Source organism: Xanthobacter sp. NM-25 (assembly GCF_022138605.1).
Classification (GTDB): Bacteria; Pseudomonadota; Alphaproteobacteria; order Rhizobiales; family Xanthobacteraceae; genus Xanthobacter.
Map to the genome: position 1 here is coordinate 23,821 of NZ_JACBFS010000004.1, position 18,599 is coordinate 42,419.

18 protein-coding genes and 1 tRNA gene are annotated in these 18,599 nt (G+C 69.6%); 5 read left to right on the forward strand and 14 right to left on the reverse strand.

Annotated features, from left to right (window positions below; translation table 11 throughout):
- Positions 1 to 121: 121 nt before the first annotated feature.
- Positions 122 to 928 (forward strand): hypothetical protein, encoded by an 807-nt coding sequence (locus MEU52_RS11815; protein WP_238122496.1) that lies wholly within the window; start codon positions 122 to 124, stop codon positions 926 to 928.
- 28 nt (positions 929 to 956) lie between these two features.
- Here MEU52_RS11815 and MEU52_RS11820 read toward each other — a convergent pair whose 3' ends face one another.
- The gene (locus MEU52_RS11820; protein WP_238122497.1) at positions 957 to 2,222 is read right to left on the reverse strand and encodes a D-amino acid dehydrogenase; all 1,266 of its coding nucleotides are present in this window, start codon (positions 2,220 to 2,222) and stop codon (positions 957 to 959) included.
- 145 nt (positions 2,223 to 2,367) lie between these two features.
- On the opposite strand from MEU52_RS11820, the gene MEU52_RS11825 reads away from it, so the two are divergent.
- Positions 2,368 to 2,829 carry an Lrp/AsnC family transcriptional regulator gene (locus MEU52_RS11825; protein ID WP_238122498.1) on the forward strand — a complete coding sequence of 154 codons (462 nt, stop codon included), beginning with the start codon at positions 2,368 to 2,370 and terminating at the stop codon, positions 2,827 to 2,829.
- A gap of 49 nt (positions 2,830 to 2,878) precedes the next feature.
- Here MEU52_RS11825 and MEU52_RS11830 read toward each other — a convergent pair.
- Positions 2,879 to 2,955 (reverse strand) — tRNA-Arg (locus tag MEU52_RS11830).
- Positions 2,956 to 2,972: 17 nt separating this feature from the next.
- A complete protein-coding gene (locus MEU52_RS11835; protein WP_238122499.1) occupies positions 2,973 to 3,278 on the reverse strand; it encodes an ETC complex I subunit in 306 nt (101 codons plus the stop codon).
- Between the two features lie 162 nt (positions 3,279 to 3,440).
- Here MEU52_RS11835 and MEU52_RS11840 point away from each other — a divergent pair, with 162 nt between their 5' ends.
- Both MEU52_RS11840 and MEU52_RS21965 read left to right on the forward strand, forming a co-directional pair.
- The gene (locus MEU52_RS11840; RefSeq protein WP_238122500.1) at positions 3,441 to 4,118 is read left to right on the forward strand and encodes a response regulator transcription factor; all 678 of its coding nucleotides are present in this window, start codon (positions 3,441 to 3,443) and stop codon (positions 4,116 to 4,118) included.
- Positions 4,115 to 5,476 carry a sensor histidine kinase gene (locus tag MEU52_RS21965; RefSeq protein ID WP_238122501.1) on the forward strand — a complete coding sequence of 454 codons (1,362 nt, stop codon included), beginning with the start codon at positions 4,115 to 4,117 and terminating at the stop codon, positions 5,474 to 5,476. Before MEU52_RS11840 ends, MEU52_RS21965 begins: the two co-directional genes overlap by 4 nt.
- Before the next feature lie 75 nt (positions 5,477 to 5,551).
- Here the strand turns inward: MEU52_RS21965 and MEU52_RS11850 are convergent, their stop codons facing one another.
- From MEU52_RS11850 to cysE, 10 genes are all read right to left on the reverse strand, one after another.
- Positions 5,552 to 6,220 (reverse strand): class I SAM-dependent methyltransferase, encoded by a 669-nt coding sequence (locus tag MEU52_RS11850; RefSeq protein ID WP_443266785.1) that lies wholly within the window; start codon positions 6,218 to 6,220, stop codon positions 5,552 to 5,554.
- On the reverse strand, positions 6,220 to 6,918 hold the full coding sequence (locus MEU52_RS11855; protein ID WP_238122503.1) for a tetratricopeptide repeat protein: 699 nt from the start codon (positions 6,916 to 6,918) through the stop codon (positions 6,220 to 6,222). The genes MEU52_RS11850 and MEU52_RS11855 overlap by 1 nt, the downstream gene beginning before the upstream one ends.
- A gap of 57 nt (positions 6,919 to 6,975) precedes the next feature.
- Entirely contained in the window at positions 6,976 to 7,761 is a 786-nt protein-coding gene (locus MEU52_RS11860) for an SDR family NAD(P)-dependent oxidoreductase (protein WP_238122504.1), read from the reverse strand.
- Complete coding sequence (locus MEU52_RS11865) at positions 7,751 to 8,461, reverse strand: TenA family transcriptional regulator (protein WP_238122505.1); 711 nt, start codon at positions 8,459 to 8,461, stop codon at positions 7,751 to 7,753. The genes MEU52_RS11860 and MEU52_RS11865 overlap by 11 nt, the downstream gene beginning before the upstream one ends.
- Positions 8,462 to 8,490: 29 nt before the next feature.
- Positions 8,491 to 9,939, reverse strand: a complete 1,449-nt coding sequence (locus tag MEU52_RS11870) for an AMP-binding protein (RefSeq protein ID WP_238122506.1) — start codon at positions 9,937 to 9,939, stop codon at positions 8,491 to 8,493.
- Complete coding sequence (locus tag MEU52_RS11875; protein WP_238122507.1) at positions 9,923 to 10,504, reverse strand: thermostable hemolysin; 582 nt, start codon at positions 10,502 to 10,504, stop codon at positions 9,923 to 9,925. Before MEU52_RS11875 ends, MEU52_RS11870 begins: the two co-directional genes overlap by 17 nt.
- 169 nt (positions 10,505 to 10,673) lie before the next feature.
- Positions 10,674 to 11,216 carry a rhodanese-like domain-containing protein gene (locus tag MEU52_RS11880; protein WP_238122508.1) on the reverse strand — a complete coding sequence of 181 codons (543 nt, stop codon included), beginning with the start codon at positions 11,214 to 11,216 and terminating at the stop codon, positions 10,674 to 10,676.
- Between the two features lie 12 nt (positions 11,217 to 11,228).
- Positions 11,229 to 12,926 (reverse strand): cysteine desulfurase, encoded by a 1,698-nt coding sequence (locus tag MEU52_RS11885; protein ID WP_238122509.1) that lies wholly within the window; start codon positions 12,924 to 12,926, stop codon positions 11,229 to 11,231.
- The gene (locus MEU52_RS21825) at positions 12,913 to 14,307 is read right to left on the reverse strand and encodes a family 2B encapsulin nanocompartment shell protein (RefSeq protein WP_273546299.1); all 1,395 of its coding nucleotides are present in this window, start codon (positions 14,305 to 14,307) and stop codon (positions 12,913 to 12,915) included. The genes MEU52_RS11885 and MEU52_RS21825 overlap by 14 nt, the downstream gene beginning before the upstream one ends.
- A 36-nt stretch (positions 14,308 to 14,343) precedes the next feature.
- Entirely contained in the window at positions 14,344 to 15,183 is an 840-nt protein-coding gene (cysE, locus tag MEU52_RS11895) for a serine O-acetyltransferase (protein WP_238122510.1), read from the reverse strand.
- Positions 15,184 to 15,351: 168 nt separating this feature from the next.
- Between cysE and MEU52_RS11900 the strand changes: the two genes are divergently transcribed.
- Entirely contained in the window at positions 15,352 to 17,013 is a 1,662-nt protein-coding gene (locus tag MEU52_RS11900; RefSeq protein ID WP_238122511.1) for a rhodanese-like domain-containing protein, read from the forward strand.
- 92 nt (positions 17,014 to 17,105) lie between these two features.
- Here MEU52_RS11900 and MEU52_RS11905 read toward each other — a convergent pair whose 3' ends face one another.
- Entirely contained in the window at positions 17,106 to 18,581 is a 1,476-nt protein-coding gene (locus MEU52_RS11905) for an NAD(P)-binding domain-containing protein (RefSeq protein WP_238122512.1), read from the reverse strand.
- Positions 18,582 to 18,599 lie beyond the last annotated feature (18 nt).

The window sequence follows — 18,599 nt, forward strand, 5'->3', positions numbered from 1 at the left end:
AGGTCGGGGCGGCGGCTTGCTTGCGCGCGGCCGTCGCGGCGCCGAGCGCCATGTGTGGGGAACAGCCGATAATGCCGGAGCGGCGCTGAAGCTGCTGTCGGATCACAGGGGAGGGCGCCGAATGGGGGACAAGGGCAGCGTCCTCGTCTGCGGGGTGGATGAGATGGCATCGGCGGTGGCGCGCACTCTGCTGCTGTCGGGCTATGCGGTGGCTCTGCATGAGGCAGGACCGCCCGCCCTGCTGCGCCGCCGCATGGCCTATGGCGATGCCTGGTTCGACGGCAGCGCGACCCTGGGCGGTGTCGAGGCGCGGCGGGTGGGGAACGATGGAGAGCTGTTGGCCGGCCTGCGGAGCGGCATGTTCATTCCGCTTTTGACCCTGCCACGGCTGGCGGATGTCGCTCGTTGGCCCTGGGATGCGCTGGTGGATGCGCGCGGGCCGGGGGCGGATCGGGCCGGCTTGGCCATGGAGCTGGTGCTGGTACTGGGGCCGGGCGGCTGCGCGGGAACCGATTGCGACCTGGTGATGGAAGTGGGCGGGGCCGATCCCGGCGCCGTGCTGCGGGCTGGCCCGGCGCAGGGCGGCCCGCGCCGGCATGGCCGCGCGCAGGATCTGGTGGCGGCGCCGGTTGACGGGGTGTTCCACTCCATGCGCCGCATCGGCGAGACGGTCCCCGCCGGCGACATGCTGGGACTGGTGGGCACCACCCTGCTCGCGGCCCCCATGGAGGGGCGGCTGCGCGGCCTGTTGCGGCCGGGAGTGGCGGTGCGCGCCGGCCAGCCGGTAGCCGAGATCATGGGCGGCGCGCAGGTGCAGGTGAGCGGTATCGACAAGACCGACGCGATGATCGCGCGGGCGGTGGAATTCGCCCTCGGCCTGGAGCGGGACGGGCTGGACCCGCTGCCGACCCGCTGGAGGTCGGCCTGAGGGGCGGACTTGACCGGGCGGTGCCCGCTCAGGCGGCGGCCGCGTAGCGCGACAAGGCGAAATCGTCGGCGGCGATATCCGGCGCGCCCCCGCCGATGAGATCGGCCAGCACCTTTCCAGAGCCGCAGGCCATGGTCCAGCCCAGAGTGCCATGGCCGGTGTTGGTGAACAGGTTGGCAAAGGGGGTGGGGCCGACGATGGGGGTGCCATCGGGTGTCATGGGCCGCAGGCCGGTCCAGAAGCTGGCCTTGTCGAGATCGCCGCCATCGGGGAACAGATCACTCACGGAGAAGGCCAGGGTCTGCCGGCGCGGGTCCCGCAGCCGCAGGTCGAAGCCCGCCAGCTCGGCGGTGCCACCCACGCGGATCCGATCACCGAGCCGGGTGATGGCCACCTTGTAGGTTTCGTCCATCACCGTGGATTCGGGCGCGGCCTGCGGATCGGTGATGGGCAGGGTGAGCGAATAGCCCTTCACCGGATAGATGGGCAGGCGGATGCCCAGCGGCGCCACCAGCGCCGGGGAATAGCTGCCCATGGCCACCACATAGAGGTCGGCGGTGGTCACCTCGCCCCCCTTCAGGGTTACGCCGGTGATGCGCCCGCCCTCGTGCCGCAGGGCCTCGATGGTCTGGCCATAGCGGAAAGTGACGCCCATGCCGGCGGCCAGCGCTGCCAGCCGCTGGGTGAAGAGGTGGGCATCGCCGGTCTCGTCGCCGGGCAGCCGCAGGCCACCCACGAACTTCTCCTTCACCCGGGCCAGGGCCGGCTCCGCGGCGATGCAGCCGGCCCGATCGAGCACCTCATAGGCCACGGCGTGGGCATCGAGCACCACCGTGTCGGCACCCACGTGGTCCAGCTGCTTCTGGGTGCGGAACAATTGCAGGGTGCCCTTGGCGCGGTCGTCATAGGTGATGCCGGTTTCCGCCCGTAGCGCCTTGAGCGCGTCGCGGCTGAACTCGGCGAGGCGCACCATGCGCGCCTTATTGCGGCGGTAGGCGTCCTCGGTGCAATTGGCCAGCATGCTGGCGAGCCAGAAATAGAGCTTGGGATCAAGGCTCGGCCACACCACCAGTGGCCGGTGATGCATCATCAGCCATTTGATGGCCTTGAGCGGAATGCCGGGGCCGGCCCACGGCGCCGAATAGCCGGGGGACACCTGGCCCGCATTGGCGAACGACGTTTCCAGCCCGGCGCCGGGCTGACGATCGAGCACCGTGACCTGATGGCCGGCCTTGGCGAGATAATAGGCCGAGGCCACCCCCACCACGCCGCTTCCGAGAATGAGAATGCGCATGTCCGCCTCCCGCCCTCGGCCCTCTGCCTCCGGGACATGGACAAGTGTACGTCTGTGGCGAAGACATTTCCGGCGAATCGCTGCCACTATCTGCTCAAGCGCGCCATGAGCTGCAATTTTCTGCGCTGCAGCGAAAGATTCTGCCATGACCAGTCTCGACGACGTGGACACGCGCATTCTTCAGGTTTTGCGTGGCGATGGGCGGATCTCCAATGCGGATCTGGCGGCGGCGGTCGGCCTGTCGCCCTCGGCGTGCCTGCGGCGCATGCGGCAGCTGGAGCGGTCCGGCGTCATTCGCGGCTACACGGCGCTGATCAACCGGCCGGGGCCCGATGACCGGCTGGTGGTGCTCACCCAGATCACCCTCGACCGGCAGACCGAGGAGTTCCTGAACCGCTTCGAGGCGGCGGCCCGGCGCTGCCCGGAGGTGACGGACTGCTATCTGATGACCGGAATGGCCGACTATCTGCTGAAGATCGAGGTTCGCAACGCGGCTGATTACGAACGGCTGCACAAGGAGGTGCTCTCCCGCCTGCCGGGCGTGGCACGCATCCAGTCGTCGTTCGCCATCCGCACCGTGGTGAGCAGCAGGCCGGCCGGGCTCTGAAGCGAGCGCCCACCGGCCGCGCGCTGCAGCGGCCTGCTCCAGCGCGAAATGGCGACCCCGGCAGGGCTCGAACCTGCGACCTAGTGCTTAGAAGGCACTTGCTCTATCCAGCTGAGCTACGGGGCCGGAGGCGAGGCTGCCGCTCAGTGGGTCCAGGCGCCCATGCGGCGGAACGCGAAATTGTCCGAATAGGCGATCTTCTTGCGGCTCGTCTCGTGGGGCTCGAACACCTGGTAGGGAATGCCTTCGCGCTCGGCGTAGGCGATCGCCTCTTCCTTGCTCTCGAACGAGAGGCGCAGCTGGCTGCGCATGTCGCCGGATGAGGTGTAGCCCATCAGCGGCTCCACGGTCCGCGGCTGCTCGGGCTCGAACTCGAGCACCCAATGCTTGGTCTTCGCCACGCCCGACTGCATGGCATTGCGGGTCGGCTTGTAGATGCGTGCCACCATGGTTTCCAGCCTGCTTCGCGCGACAGGGTCGCGCCCGTCTCATCCGCTGCGATCTATAGTGAGAGCGGCGACGCCTGACAACAGAAGGCGCACAGGAGCGCCATGGCTGGCTTTTGCGCCATAATTGGTGCCTTAAGTGGCCGCTCCTGTGCGGGGCGGCCCATGCGCATTCTGCTCGTTGAAGACAACACGCGCCTCAATGCGCTCACCACCAGCGCCCTGCGCGCCGCCGGATTCGCGGTGGACGCGGTGGGCGCGGCGGGGGATGCGGAGGTGGCGCTGCGGGCCACGGGCTATGATGCCATCATCCTCGATCTCGGGCTGCCCGACCTCGACGGCATGGAGGTGCTGGCCCTCATCCGCCGCCGCGGGCTCGGCACGCCGGTTCTGGTGCTGACCGCCCGCGATGATGCCGCTTCCGTCATCGCCGGCCTCAATGGCGGCGCCGACGACTACATGCGCAAGCCCTTCAACATGGATGAGCTGGTGGCGCGGCTCAGGGCGTTGCTGCGCCGGCCGGGGGCGCCGGCCGGCCTTGCCCTCAAGGAGGGCAATGTGGAGCTCGACACCGCCGCCCGCCGCGCCACGGTGGCCGGCACGGGCCTCGATCTCAGCCGGCGCGAGGTGGGCGCGCTGGAGCTGCTGCTGCGCCGCAGCGGTGTGGTGGTCTCCAAGGCGGCGCTGGAGGAGGCGCTGTACGGCCATGGCGAGGAGGTGAGCTCCAATGCCATCGAGGTGCTGATCCACCGCCTGCGCAAGAAATTGTCGGGCGTGGGGGCTGATGTGGAGATCCACACCCTGCGCGGCATCGGCTATCTCTTGGCGAGGATCGCGCCGTGAGGCGGGCGGTCCGCGGCCTGTTCGGCCGGCTCATGCTGGGCATGGTGGTGGTGAGCGTGCTGGCGGTGTGCGTCGCCGCCCTGTTCCTCTATGTGCGCTTCGATGCCATCAACACCCGGTTCCGGGAAGGCACGCTGCATTCCTTCGCCATGAGCATCGCCAAGGACGTGCGGCCTGACGCCACCGGCACCTTCGGCCCCATCCGCACCTCCACCGTGCATCGCATCGCCCAGGAGGGGGGCCATTTCATCGTGCTCGGTGCCTCCGGCGAGCGCATCGCCGGCTCGCCGGACATGAAGGATGCGCTGGTGCCGGTGGCCGATGAGGCGGAGCGCTATTTCGAGCTGCCCCAGGGCGGTTCGGCCGAGGCGCTCTATGGGCTGTCGCTCCAGGTGCCGGGCTTGCAGCCCCCGGCCTATGTGCAGGTGGTGTTCCCCAGCAGCGACGTGGTCTTCGATTCGGTGCTGGAGGAGTTTCTGCAGGACATCGCCTGGCTGTGGATTCCCTTCATGCTGATCATGCTCGGCACCAACCTTCTGGTGGCGCGCATCGCCTTGCGACCATTGGCGCAGACGGCCCAACAGGCGGAACGGATCCAGCCCGGCGGGGTCTCGGTGACCCTGAGCGAGCAGGGCCTGCCGGATGACGTACTGGCCCTGGTGCGGGCGGTGAACCAGGCGCTGGGCCGGCTGCGGGAGGGCTACCGCGCGCAGGAAGAATTCGTCGGTGACATGGCCCATGAGCTCCGCACCCCGCTAGCGGTGATGAAGGCGCAGCTCGCCGCCACCGATGCACCGTTCGCGCGGGTGCTGGAGCGGGAGCTGGCGGGCATGGAGCGGCTGGTGGAGCAGCTTCTGGATCGGGTCCGGCTCGGCCGCTTCCGCATCGAGCCGGGGGATGTGGTGGATCTGGCCGTCGCCGCGCGCGAGGCCGCCGCGTTCCTGGCGCCGCAGATCATCGCCCGCCATCGCCTGATCGAGGTGGAGGCCGGCCCGGTGCCGGTGCTGGTGGCGGGCGGCCGCGACGATGTGTTCCGTGCCCTGCGCAATCTCATCGACAATGCGCTGGAGCATTCGCCGGAGGGTGGCCTGATCTTAGTGGTCGTCACCGATACCCCCGCGATCCGCGTTGTCGATCAAGGCCCCGGCCTTCCCGCCGATGTGCTGGATGCGGAGCATCGCCGGCGCGGGCTGGTGCGCAGTGATCGGCGGGAAGGTGTGGGTCTCGGCCTTGCCATCGTCGAGCGCACCATGCTGGTGCATGGGGGCGAACTGGTCCTGTCCAATGGGGAGAGGGGTGGGGGCAGTGCGGAAATGCGCTTTCCGCCCCTCGCGCCGCCCGCCGTCAGCGCGGGCTGACGGAGAGCGGCGCGCCTCTCGCCGCGGCGGGGGCACGGCGGAAGCGGGGGAAGGCGGGGCCCGTCCGATGGACGCTCAGGCCGCTGCGGTGACGACGAGGCCGGCGATGCCGAAGGGCAGCGCCAGGGGGCGCACCTGGAGGTTTTGCGCGCGAAAGCCGCTGGCGCGCAGCACCCGTTCGAGGTCCGCGCCGTCATAGGTGGTGTGGGTGTCCGGCCCGGCGAACGGCCAATGGGCCATGGTGGCCCGCTCCGTCACGTAAAGGGCGAGGAGGCCGCCGGGGCGCAGCACCCGATGCAGCTCGGCCGCCGCCAACCCTTCCGGATCGAAGAAATAGGCCACATTCACCGCCAGCAGCTTGCTGAAGCTGGCATCGGCCCAGGGCAGGCGGCGCATGTCGCCGCAGCGCAGCTCCATGCGGCCGGCGTCGATCATCCTGGCGTTGCGGTGCCCGGCCTGCTCCAGCATGGTGGGCGAGCCATCGAGGCCGCAGATGCGGCCCCGCGTGACCCGGCGAGCGATCTGCACCAGGGCCTCGCCAGGGCCAAAGCCCACTTCCAGCACGTCATCATCCGGCTCCAGGCGCAGCGCCTTGATGGCGTGGCGGTTGGGCTCCCGGTTCAGGCGCGCCATCAGGTGGCCCATCACCCGGCCCGTGGTGCCCTCGGGATGGGCGAGCTGGCACCCGAGCCGATGCCACAGCCGCCGCTCGGCCGCGGGGGATGTTTCGGTCACGGCACTCATCACAGCTTGGCCTGGATCTTTTCGAGCTTCTCCTGGATCACCAGGCGGCGGTTCTTGTCCCACAACGGGCGCTGCGGGTTGGGTGCGATGGCCAGCGCATGGGTGAAGGCCTCGTGAGCCTTGACGTATTCGCCCTGGTCCATCAGGAAGTCGCCATAGAAATACCAGGCGTCGAGGCCGTTGGGCGCGGCGGCGGTGGCCTGCTCCAACAGATGGCGGGCCTTCTTCTTGTCGCCGAACGCCACGGGGAAGCCGGGCACCCGATAATAGAGCACGCCGAGGCTGGTGGCCGCGCCGCCATCAAGGGCGGTGGGGCTCATGCGATAGGCCTTCTCCAGGGTGTCGCGGGCCCGCGTCGCCAGCGACAAAGCGGAGATGGGGTTGACCATGGAGGCCCGCTCCGAGGTGATGATGCCATCCCAGATCAGCGCTTCCACCCGATCCGGATTCTTCTCCGCCATGGTGTCCGCTTCGGCGCCCAGAGCGTTCATCTGTTCGGTCTGGCGGTCGCCTTCCGGCACCGTGAATTTGATGGTTTCCCATTTGATCTGCATCTGCCGCACCTGGGCGGCGAGGGCATCTTCGGTGCCGGCAGGCGGGGCTGCAAAAGCTACGGGCGACCAGGCGAGGGGGCTCGCCGCCAGCGCGACGGTGGCGAGCAATGCGGCGCGCAGCAGCAGCTTGGGGGAGTGGCGCATGGGGTGTCCTTTTTGAATGGGGGCGCCCGGCAGGGCGCGAGAGGGGGGAAGGCGCCTTCAGGCGGCCCGTGTGGTGGTGCGCGTCAGGGCGCGGTCGATGAGCTTGGGGGCGAGGCGCTGCACCAGCACGAACAGCCGCTCGGGCCCAGCGGGATAGGCGCTGTCGCGGCTCGCCGCGATGGCGCGCCAGATGTGGCCGGCCACCGCTTCCGGAGCATCGAGGGCCATACGGGTTGTGGCGATGAGGTCGTCGAAGGCCGACGCGGCCGCGGTGCGGGTGGCCCGCGGTGCCACATAGGTGACGCCGATACCCCGCGCCGCCCATTCCCGCCGCAAGGCGCTGGAGAAGCCGCGCAAGGCGAATTTGGAGGCGGAATAGGCGGCAAAGCCGGGATAGGCGATGTCGCCGAACACCGAGCCCACATTCACCACCCGCGACGGGCGGGCGGCTTCCAGAAGCGGCAGCAGGTCCCGCGTCAGCGCCATGGGCGCCACCACATTGGTGCGGAAGGTGGCTTCCAGCGCCGCGTCATCGAGGGCGGAGACATCGCCGCCCTCCACCACGCCCGCATTGTTGATGAGGACATCGAGCCCCGGCCAGGCGGCGCCGAGCCGCGCCACCAGCTTCTGGCGATCGGCGGGGGAGGTGAGATCGCAGGGAATGATGAGCGGCTCGGCGGACGCGGGCAGGCCGGCGGCGGTTTCCGCCAAGGCCTTGGCCCGGCGGCCACACAGGGCCACCTTGAAGCCGCGGCGCGCCGCCTCCCGGGCCAGCGCCCGACCGATGCCGGAGCCGCCGCCGGTGATGAGCACGTGCCGTGCGGCGGGGGTCTCACGCGGCATGATGCAGCTCCGCGCCGGCGCCGAGATCGCGGAAGATGTCGCCATAGAGCCGGTAGAACAGCTTGGCGTGATCGATGATCAGGTCCTGGGTCGCGGCCGCGTCGATGCCGTCCGCCAGATTGCGGAAGAAGGCCACATGGTCCTGGTCGAGGCTGCCGTGGGTGCGCAGATAGGTGAAGCCGGCTTCACCCTTTGTGCCGAGACTGTGCTTGAGGGTATCGGCCAGCCGATCGGCCAGCAGCACCGACATGCCTTCCAGCACATGCACGCTGCCGAGCATGGCATAGGGGCTCACATGCTCAATGGCGTGATAGGCGAACGCCACCATGATGCGGCAGGCCGGGCCGGGCGTGCCGCGCCGCGCCGCGTCCGCATCGCCCCCCAAGGCGCGGATGTCATCGAGGATCCATTTCTCGTGGCCCCGTTCTTCCTGCATGTAGGCCATCAGCGCATCCTGATAGCGCTCGTCGCCGGTGCGGGAGGCGGCCAGGGCCAGCAGCGGAAAGGTGTGCTTCACATGGTGGTAAGCCTCGGTGAGGAACGCCACATAGAGCGCCTTGGGGGCGCCGTTGCGCAGCGCCTGCTGCACCAAGGGAATGGCCAGGAAGCGCTCCCGCTCGGCGGTGGTCTCCTGGGTCAGGCGCTCATAGAAGCGCGGCGCGTGCGCCGGGGAATGTGCGGTTTGGGTGGTCTGGGTCACGTGGGGGGCCTTTCGTCTTGATTGGGGGGTCAGGCGGCGCCGGCGGATGTGGCGGCGGCGAAATGGACTCGCACCGCCTGCCGGCGCATGCGGCCGTTGCCGGTGAGGAGCTGGAGCGCCTGGGCCTCGGCGCGGGTCAGGGCTTCGATCCGGACCGGGCGCGCATAGGCCGGCAGGCCGGAGCAGCGCGTCGCCACCTGGGCGATGAGGCGGGCGGGGTCCGTGGTGAGGGCGGTTTCCGCCGGGGCCGTGGGCAGGATCAGCGCCGCCACCGCGCCGTGCGCCTCCACCACCGCGCAGGCGGCGATGTCGGGATCGTCGAGAAGGGTGGTCTCCACCCATTCGGCGCGCACATTGCGGCCCAGCGCGGTGACGATCACATTGTCCTTGCGGCCCAGCACCCGCAGCCGGCCGGCATCGTCGAAGGCGCCAAGATCGCCGGTGGCCCAGGGGCGGCGTGCCGGTGGGCCGCCGAGATAGCCATCGGTCACCGAGGGGCCGTCCACCAGAATTTCGCCATCGGCGGCGAGGGAGACCGCGAGCCCCGGCAGCGGCGCGCCCACGGTGCCCGCGACCCGGGCACCGGGCCGGTTCAGGGCCACCACGGCGCAGCATTCCGAAAGGCCGTAGCCCTCATGCACCGGAATGCCCAGCTGCCAGGCGGCAGCCGCCACTCCCGCCGGCACCGGCGCGCCGCCCACCGCGACAAAGCGCAGGCTCTCCGGGGCCTTGCGGCCGGTGGCGCCGAGTTCCCCCACCCACACGCGCAGCAGCTCGGGCACCAGCACGCCGACGGTGGGCTGATGATGGGCGTAGGTGGCCGCAAGGCCCGTGGGCTGGCCGTGCCCCACGGCATCGGCGAGCGCTGTGTCGAAATAGGTCCGCCCGCCCACCAGGGCCGGCACCAGCACGGCGCACAGCGCTTCCAGCAAAAGGGCCAGCGGCAGCACCGAAAGATAGGAATCCTCTGCCGTGGCGCCGATGGCGCTGGCGAGCGCCGCCGCCGACCAGCCGAGCTGGCCGCTCTCATGGCGCACCCCCTTGGGGCGGCCGGTGGAGCCGGAGGTGTAGATGATGGCGCCAAATCCCTCGCGATAGCTGGGCCACGGCCCCTCGCCATCACCTAGCCGGACCGACAGGCAGGGAAGGCCGGGCAGGGCCGGGGCGCCGGCGGTGGTCAGCACCAGATCGATCCCCGCATCGCCGATCACATGGGCCAGCTGGGCGGGGCTGAAGAAGGGCGGCAGCGGCACGGCGATCCGGCCGGACATCAGGCAGGCAAACGCCGCCACCGCCCATTCCCGCCCGTTCGGCAGCAAAAGGCCCACCACCCGCGCCGATGCGGGAAACTGAGCGGCGAGCCGCCCCGCCTCCACCAGCAGCCCGCGGCGGGTGAGGGTGCCCGCCGCATCGCTGAACAAGGGGCGCTCCGGCGCCGCATGGGCGTTCGCGAGAACCTGCTCAAAGAAGGTCCGCATGCCCCGCCTCCCGGCTTGTCGGAACGCGGCTGCGCAGCAGCGGAGCCCCGCGCACGGCGTAGACCTTCGGGGACGTGGCATAATACCGTCCCCAGGCGGCTGCATCGGCCACCCGGCCGGGGTCGGCCTCGGCGAGGGGGATGGGGGCAAGGCCGCGGTGGGCGAGCAGCAGGCTGAGGCGGTGGGTGAGGGTGAAGAAGCCCCAGCCGATTCCGTGGTCGGCGCCGAAGCCGATGATGTCGTCGACGAAGGGGCGGATGTCTCGCGGCGAGCGACCGGCGAGGGTGGTGACTTCCAGCACCTCCTCGCGCCGCACCGTTCGGCCCTCGCGGGCTGTCAGCAGCGCCTCGATGGGCGCGCCGAGATATTGCTCGGAGAAAAAGCCATCCCCGGCAAGACGCAATCCGGCGGCGCACAGAAGGTCGCCGCGGGGGCTGAAACGGCAGATCAGACGACTGGCGAAAGCCTGGATCCGGGCCCCGTATTGCCGCTGGTAAACGTTCTGAATGAACGCTTCGACGTCGCTCCGCTCGGCATCGCCGGGCTCGATGATCAGCTGAGACATCCGCTCCACTCATCCTGCCTTGGAAGGTCGAGCGGAAAGTCGTCGGCTCAGCTTACGCCAGACTTACAGGGTCAAGGAAAGTCGGCGGAGAAACCCCGGCGAATTTGCGGCAAAGCTCACCGGATTGGTCCGTCAGACGGCCGGTCGGAAATGTGTAAAGTATTGACGATCAAGCCTTCTCCACGCGCTGGTTCCACGGTGCTCGGGCCAGCAGCAGGCCGAGACCACAGATATCGGTGATGCCGGCGAACACCAGCCCGGCACCGACGAAGCCCGACAGCACAATGAAGGCGGGATGCACCAGAACGGCCAGCAGCACGCCCAGAACGACCAAACTGCCGGCGGCGATACGTACTTGCCGTTCCAGCGAAATCACCGCCACCGCGCCGCGCGTCACCGGAAAGCCGGCGGCCTCCCAGCCGGCCGTACCGCCTTCCACCACCGTCACGTCGGGAAATCCGGCCTTCTCGAAGGCGGCGGCGCCGAGCTTCGAGCGGTTCTGAGTGCGGCAGATGACATGGATGCGCCGGTCGCGCGGGGCGCGGCCGCTCACGGCCAGCGCCTCCGGGTCGAGCCCGCTGAGGGGAGCACTCAAGGCTTGCGGAATATGCACTTGCGCATATTCCGCTGGGGTGCGTACGTCGATGAGCACGAGGTCCGGTTGGCTCTCAAGCCGGCTGCGCAATGCGGCGATGGAGATGATTTCGGCCATGGGGCCTCCTGTTCAGCTCTTCGGCAAAGCGTGGAGCGCTGTCACCAGGGCGTCCACGTCCTCGCGGGTGTTGTAGAAGGCGAGGGAGGCACGCACCGTCGCCTCCACGCCGAACCGGCGCAGGGCCGGCTGCGCGCAATGATGCCCCGACCGTACGGCGATGCCGCGGCGATCAAGGAATTTTGCCACGTCTTGGGGATCCTTGTCGCGGATCACGAAGGAGAGCACGCTCGCCTTGTGGCGGGCGGTGCCGATCAGGGTGAGGCCGCGCACCTCCTCAAGCCCCGCCGTGGCATAGTCAAGCAACGCGTGCTCATAGGCTGCAATGGCGGGTAGGCCGGTCCTTTGGAGATAATCCACCGCCGTCCCGAGACCCACCGCGCCTGCAATGTCCGGCGTGCCGGCCTCGAACCGCTCGGGCAGCCCCTGGAATGCGGTGCGGGCGAAGGTGACGTCGCGGATCATGTGCCCGCCGCCCTGCCACGGCGGCAGATTTTCCAGGATCTCGGCCTTGCCGTAGAGGATGCCGATGCCGGTGGGGCCGAAGATCTTGTGGCCGGACAGAACCAGGAAGTCGGCGTCGAGCGCCCGCACGTCGAGCGGCATGTGGGGCGAGGACTGGGCTGCATCCAGCAGCACTGGAACCCCATGGGCGTGGGCGATGGCGATGATCTCCGCCACCGGCAGCACGGTGCCCAGGGCATTGGCCACGTGGGTCACCGACACCAGCTTGGTGCGGCCGGTGAGCAGGGCGGCGAACTGCTCCAGGATCATCTCGCCCCGGTCGTTCACCGGCGCCACCTTGAGCACCGCGCCGGTGGCCTGGGCCAGGAGCTGCCAGGGCACGATATTGGCGTGGTGCTCGATGGCGCTGACGATGATCTCGTCGCCGGCGCCGATCTGGCTGCGGCCGAAGGTGTTGGCCACCAGATTGATGGCCTCGGTGGTGCCGCGCACGAAGATGATCTCCCGTGCGCTGGCGGCGTTGATGAAGCGGGCGAGCTTGTTCCGCGCACCTTCGAACAGGTCGGTGGAGCGGGCCGCCAGGGTGTGGGCGGCGCGGTGGATGTTGGAATTGTCGTGGGCGTAGAAATCCGACGTTGCGTCGATGACGCTCTGCGGCTTGTGGGTGGTGGCGGCATTGTCCAGCCACACCAGCGGGTGCCCGTTCACCTTCTGGTGGAGGGCGGGAAAATCCCGCCGCACCACGTAAGGGTCGAAGCCCAGCGGCGTGCCCGTGGGGCCGACCCGGGCGGCGGTTGCGCGGCCCGGCGCCGTGCGCGAGGTGCCGGGGGTGAGGAAATAAAAATCGGGCGTGGCGAAGGGATCATCGCGGCCGATGCCCGCCGGCGTGTCGACCACTGAGATCCGGCGCCAGGATCCCGGTGAGGCCGGCAACGCTGGAGTTGGCGCCGGCGTCAGCGCCGAGGGCTGCGCCACCGGATGTACCGGTGCCGTGTGATCGCGGCTGTGTGCCGATGGATCGGTTGCCAGCACCCGGCCGGTAAGGCCGGGCACCGCCACCGTGCGCAGATCCGGGCCGCTGGGGAGACTTAGATCTTCCCAGAGCGGTCCGGCGGCCTGTCCGCCTTCGCCCTCGCGGTAGAGGGCGTTGGCGAGGCGGGTGATGAGGGTGGTGTGGAACGGATTGGCGGTGAGCGGCGCCTCAGCGGCGCCGGACCGGTTCGCGGGGGCCTCAGGCGTAGTCATGGTAGCGGCCGATGAGCACGTTATCGAGACGGGCGATGGCATCCTCGATCAGCACCGCCGCCGAGAAATACCGGGTGACCAGGTGGGAGGCGATGGAGTGCTCGTTGGTGCCCGAATAGCGCACCGACAGGCCCGGCTCCACCTCGCCGGTGACGCCGGCCTTCTGCAGCCCCACCACGCCCTGTTCCGCCTCGCCCACCCGCAGCAGCAGGATGGAGGAGGAGGCGATGCCGCTGGCGGGATCGACGGTGATGGGCAGCTTGTCGGAGGGCACCAGCGGCACCCCGCGCCAGGTCAGGAACGGCGAGCCATAGAGATGGATGACCACCGGCGGCACACCGCGCCGGGTCGCCTCGCGGCCGAAAGCGGCGATGGTGCGCGGATGGGCCACGAAGAACGCGGGGCGCTTCCACACCAGGGTCAGCAATTCATCGAGATCGTCGGGGGTCGGCGGGCCGGAACGGGTGGGAATGCGGAAGCGCGGCGCCACCTCTGCCAGCAGGCCGAAATCGGGATTGTTGATGAGCTCCCATTCCTCCCGCTCCTTCACCGCATCCACGGTGAGGCGGATCTGCTCGCGCAGCTGGTCGATCTCGTTGGAATAAAGATCGGTAATGCGGGTGTGGGTGTGCAGCACGGTCTGGATGGTGGAGAGGTGATATTCGCGCGGACGCTCCTCATAATCCACGAAGGTGGTGGGCAGCTCGGGCTCACCGGTGTGGCCGGAGAGCAGCTTGATGCGCGGCTCGCCATAGGGGTTGGTCACGGCCTCCAGGGCTTTCAGCCGGGTGGCGGTGGCGGCGATGGCATCGCGCACCGCGTTGAGGCCGGCGAGGGTGGCCACATCGAGGCTCAGTAGGGTCACGTCGGAAAGGGCTTTGATGCCCGGCACATGGCGCTTTTCACCCACCAGGGCATGATCGCCGAAATAGTCGCCGCGGGTGGCGAGTCCCTGGCGCAACAGGCCGCCGAACGGGCCGGTGACGAAATATTCGAGGGTGCCATCGGCCACCACCAGCAGTTTCTGGCCATCTGCCGCAGGCGCGGCGATGACCTCGCCGGCGCCGTGGCGGCTCACGGTGAAGGCCGCGGCGAGGGCGCGGGCGGCATCCGCGTCGAGATCGCTCAGCAGGGGAATGGCGGCGAGGCTCTCCGGCACGATGCGGGTCGCGCCATCGCTCTCGGCCACCGCCACCCGGCCCGGCTTCGGCACCAGCACCGAACGGCGGTTGACGCGATAGACGCCGCCGGCGACGTCCACCCAGGGCAGAAGGCGATGCAGCCAACGCGGCGTATTTTCTGAATTCTGGACGACGGTTACGCTCGCGGTCGCCAGATTCCGGGCGGCGGCCGCGCTGACACTCAATCTTTGGGCGCTCATGATGGGGCCTTGTGTGGTGGCTGGGTCGTTGGGGGATCAGATGCCGTCGCCGAACATCTGATCCATGGTGAAGGCGGGGGACTGGGACGGGCCGGTGGTGGGCGCCTGGCCGATCACCTTGGCGGGCACGCCGGCGACGGTGGCGAAATCGGGCACGTCATGCAGCACCACGGCGGCGGCAGCGACCCGCGCGCCTTCGCCCACGCGGATGTTGCCGAGCACCTTGGCGCCCACGGAGAGCAGCACGCCGCGGCCGATCTTGGGGTGCCGGTCGCCCCGGTCCTTGCCGTTGCCGCCGAGGGTGACCGACTGGAGGATGGACACGTCGTCGGCGACCACGGCGGTCTCGCCGATCACCACCGCGGTGGCGTGATCGATGAACACGCCGGTGCCGATACGGGCGGCGGGGTGGATGTCGGCCTGGAACACTTCCGAGATCCGGCTTTGGAAGTGCAGGGCCAGGGTTGTTCGTCCATCCGCCCAAAGCCAATGGGCGATGCGGTAGGCTTCGAGCGCCGCCAGGCCCTTGTAGTAAAGGAAGGGATCCAGATAGCGCCGGCAGGTGGGGTCGCGATCATAGATGGCGGCGAGATCAGCGGCGAAGGCGATGCGCAGTGAAGGCCGCGCCGCGAGCGCTGCGGCGAAGATGTCGCGCACCGCCAGGCGGCTCAGGTCGCCGCCGCCGAGGCGGTTGGCCAGCCGATAGGCGAAGGCGTGGGCGAGATCGGGTTGATCGAGGATCGTGGCCTGCAGCACGCCGGCCAGCAGTGGCTCCTCGTCCACCGCGAGCCGCGCCTCGCGGCGCAGGCGCGACCAGAGCAATTGCTCGCCACCGTCGGTTCCGCTCCCGGATGTCGTCCCAGGTCCATGGGGCATGGCAAAGTTCATTTCACTCTCCGGCGATGCGGGCTCCGGGCGCGGCAACCCGGTGCGGCGGCGATCGGAGGCTTAGGTAAGCAGTCGCTTTTGCATTAGTCAATAAAATCAATTGAAATAATAAATCAAAGCGAAGACCATGCGCCATCCCCCACAGGAGCTTCTGCTATGAGCGCCGTCCCTGCTGCTTTTTCGACCCACCCATCCGCCTTTGCCGACCGCCGGCTCGCCGCCGAGGTGGTGGCGCGCATCACTCCCGCGGCCTTGCGCCGGCTGTTGTCGGAATCGGGCGAGATCGCCGTTGTCGATGTGCGGGAGGAGGGAGTGCGCTCCGGCTCCGGCCACATCCTGCAATCGGTGCCGCTTCCCTTGAGCCAGATCGAGCTGCGCGCCAGCGCCCTGCTGGGGCGCTTCGATGCGCCGGTGGTGGTGGTGGACGACGGCGAGGGCACGCTGGCGGCGCGGGCGGCCCACTGGCTCCAGGCCGCCGGCTATCGGGATGTCACGGTGCTCGACGGGGGCACCGCCGCCTGGGCCGAATCGGGCGGTGCGCTCTACACCGGCGCCAACGTATTCTCCAAGGCCTTCGGCGAGTTCGTGGAGCACGCTTACGGCACCCCGCACCTCTCGGCACGGGATCTGAAAGCCCGGATCGACCGGGGCGAGGATCTGGTGGTGCTGGACGGGCGCACGCTGGAGGAGTTCGAGGCCTTCAGCATTCCCGGCGCCCATGCGGTGCCCAATGCCGAGCTGCCCTATCGCGTGCATGGGCTGGTCGGCTCCGACGACACGCTCGTGGTGGTCAATTGCGCTGGGCGCACCCGCTCTATCATCGGCGCCCAGGCCCTCATCAATGCCGGCCTGCCCAACCCGGTGGTGGCCCTGGAAAACGGCACCATGGCCTGGCTGTTCGAGGGTTATGGCCTCGCCCATGGCGCCCAGCGCCCCGCTCCGGCGCCTGAAGGCGACGCCCTGGAGAAGGCACGCGCCACAGTGGCGCGGCTTGCCGCGCGCTTCGGCATCCGCCACTTGGACGCCGCAGGCCTCGCCCGGCTGGCGGCGGAGCGGGAGGCCCGCAGCCTCTACCTTCTGGATGTGCGGACCCGCGCGGAATATGAGGCGGGCCACCTGCCCGACAGCCGGTGGGCGGAAGGCGGCCAATTGGTGCAGGCCACCGATCGCTGGATCGGCACCCGCAATGCCCGCATCGTGCTCGTGGACGATGCCGACGGGGTGCGCGCCGCCATCACCGCGTCCTGGCTGATCCAGCTCGGCATCGGCGAGGTGTTCGTCACCACCCTCGATCCGCGGGCGTCCGGCCTCGACCGCGGGCCCGATGCCCCTCCGGTGCTGGGGCCTCTGCCCACGGTGCCCCGGCTGACCCCGGAGCGGCTGCAGCAATTGCTGGCGCAGGATGCGGTGGTGGTGCTCGATCTCGACTCCAGCCTGGCTTACGAGCGCGGCCATGTGCCCGGGGCGCATTTCGCCGTCCGCTCCCGCCTTCCTGTGGGCATCGCCGATCTGCCGCCGCGTCCGCTGGTGCTTACCTCCGCCGATGGCCGGCTGGCGGCGCTGGCGGTGGCGGACCTCGCCGGCGCCGGCCGCGAGGTGTGGGTGCTCGATGGCGGCACGCTGGGCTGGCAGGCGGCGGGTCTGCCGCTGGAAAGCAGCCTTTCGCGCCTGCTCCACACGGCCGATGACGTCTGGCGCTCCCCCTATCAGGAAGACGGCGACCGTCATGCCGCGTTCCAGCGCTATCTGGATTGGGAGGTGGACCTGCTGCGCCAGATCGAGGCCGACGACACGGTCTCCTTCAAGGTGTGGGGCTGACATGAGACGGCGGGCCGGTCCTGGGGGCCGGCCCGCCGCTTTGGCGTGGGCGAAGGAACAGGCGGGGACTGGCTCGCTCCGCCCAGGCCGGTTTATTCCGCCGCTTCCGCGGGCGCGGCCAGCGCGGCCGCATAGGCGTCGCGCGGCAGATCGGTGTCCGCCACGGGCGCCAGGAACCGGCCGAGATGCAGCGCCCGATCCTTCAGGAAGAGATCGCGGCCGATGGCGGCCACTACGCGCGGCACATTGTGGCGCAGGCTGGCGATGTCGCCCACCGGCCGGCCGGTGGAGGTCATGGCCGAAAAGGCCATGAAATGGATGTCGGCGAGGAACGGCGCGTTCTGCCCCGGCCGTGCCACCAGCTCGAAACCGGCGCCGAGATAGGGGGCGGCGGCGAGCGCCTCATCGTCGGTGCTGGCGCTCGGCACCACATCGGACCAGCGGGCGATGTCCGTGGCGAAGTCGGCGAAGGCAGGGGTCAGGTGTGGATCGGCCAGATACCCGGTGCCGAGCAGCACATGGTCCGCATGGAAGGTCTCGCCAGAGCGCAGCGTGATGCGCACGCCGCTGTCGTGGGGCGCGGTGCGCCCCCAATCGGCGTCAAGATGAATGTGAAAATTGGCGAAGGCTGTCGCTCGCTTCACCGCGGGCACCGGCGGGAACGCGGCGCGCCGCCGGAAATGGCGCATCACCTGCCAGCGGTCGGCATCGGGTAGCGCGTAGAAATGCTCCCAGGCGCCGAAGAAGGAGAAAGGTTTCATGGCCGAGCCGCGGGCGAGATCGTCGCCGCGGGCGAACAGGTGCACCGCCCGTGCGCCGGCCTCCAACGTCGCGCCCGCCGCATCGAACGCCGAGGCCGCCGAGCCCAGGATCGCCACCGTGCGGCCCTTGAGGGCGGCGGGATCGAAGGCGTGCGTGTGGGCATAGAGGGTGGCCGGCAGGCCTTGGCGCACCACCTCCGGAATGAACGGGCCGCCGGAGCCGGCAATGCCGGTGGCCAGTACCAGCTTGCGGGCGGTGCGGGTGAAGGGCGCCTCGCCGGCACTGAAATGGAGGTTGAGGTGCCCCGCCTGCGGCTCTACCCGCTCCAGGCGTACGCCGTTGCGGACGGGGATGTCGGCGGCGGTGCGGAACCAGTCGATATAGTCCGCCCAGAGGGTGCGCGGGATCGCCGGCAGCGCGGCATAGGCCTCGCGGCCGTAGGCGGCCTCGAACCAGGCCTGGAATGAGAGGCTGGGCAATCCCAGCTCCGGGCCCGGCGGCACCTTGGGGGTGCGCAGCACGTTCATGCGGGCGGGGCCGCGCCAGATGCCTTCCGCTCCCGCCAGGGCCTGATCCACCACCTCCACACGGCCGATGCCGGCACGCCTGAGGCCGAGGGCGATGGCAAGGCCGCTCTGCCCGGCGCCCACCACCACCACGTTGTGATCGATGCCGTCGGGCGCGGGCACCCAGTCGGCCCCGGTCTCGCCGATGCGCTCCAGATCCTGGCGCACCTCGGCGGCGAGGCGCGCCAGCGCGGCGGTGTCGGCGGCCGGCAGAGGGATTGCCGGGGACGAAAGAGTCATGGCGTGATCCTCCTGTTG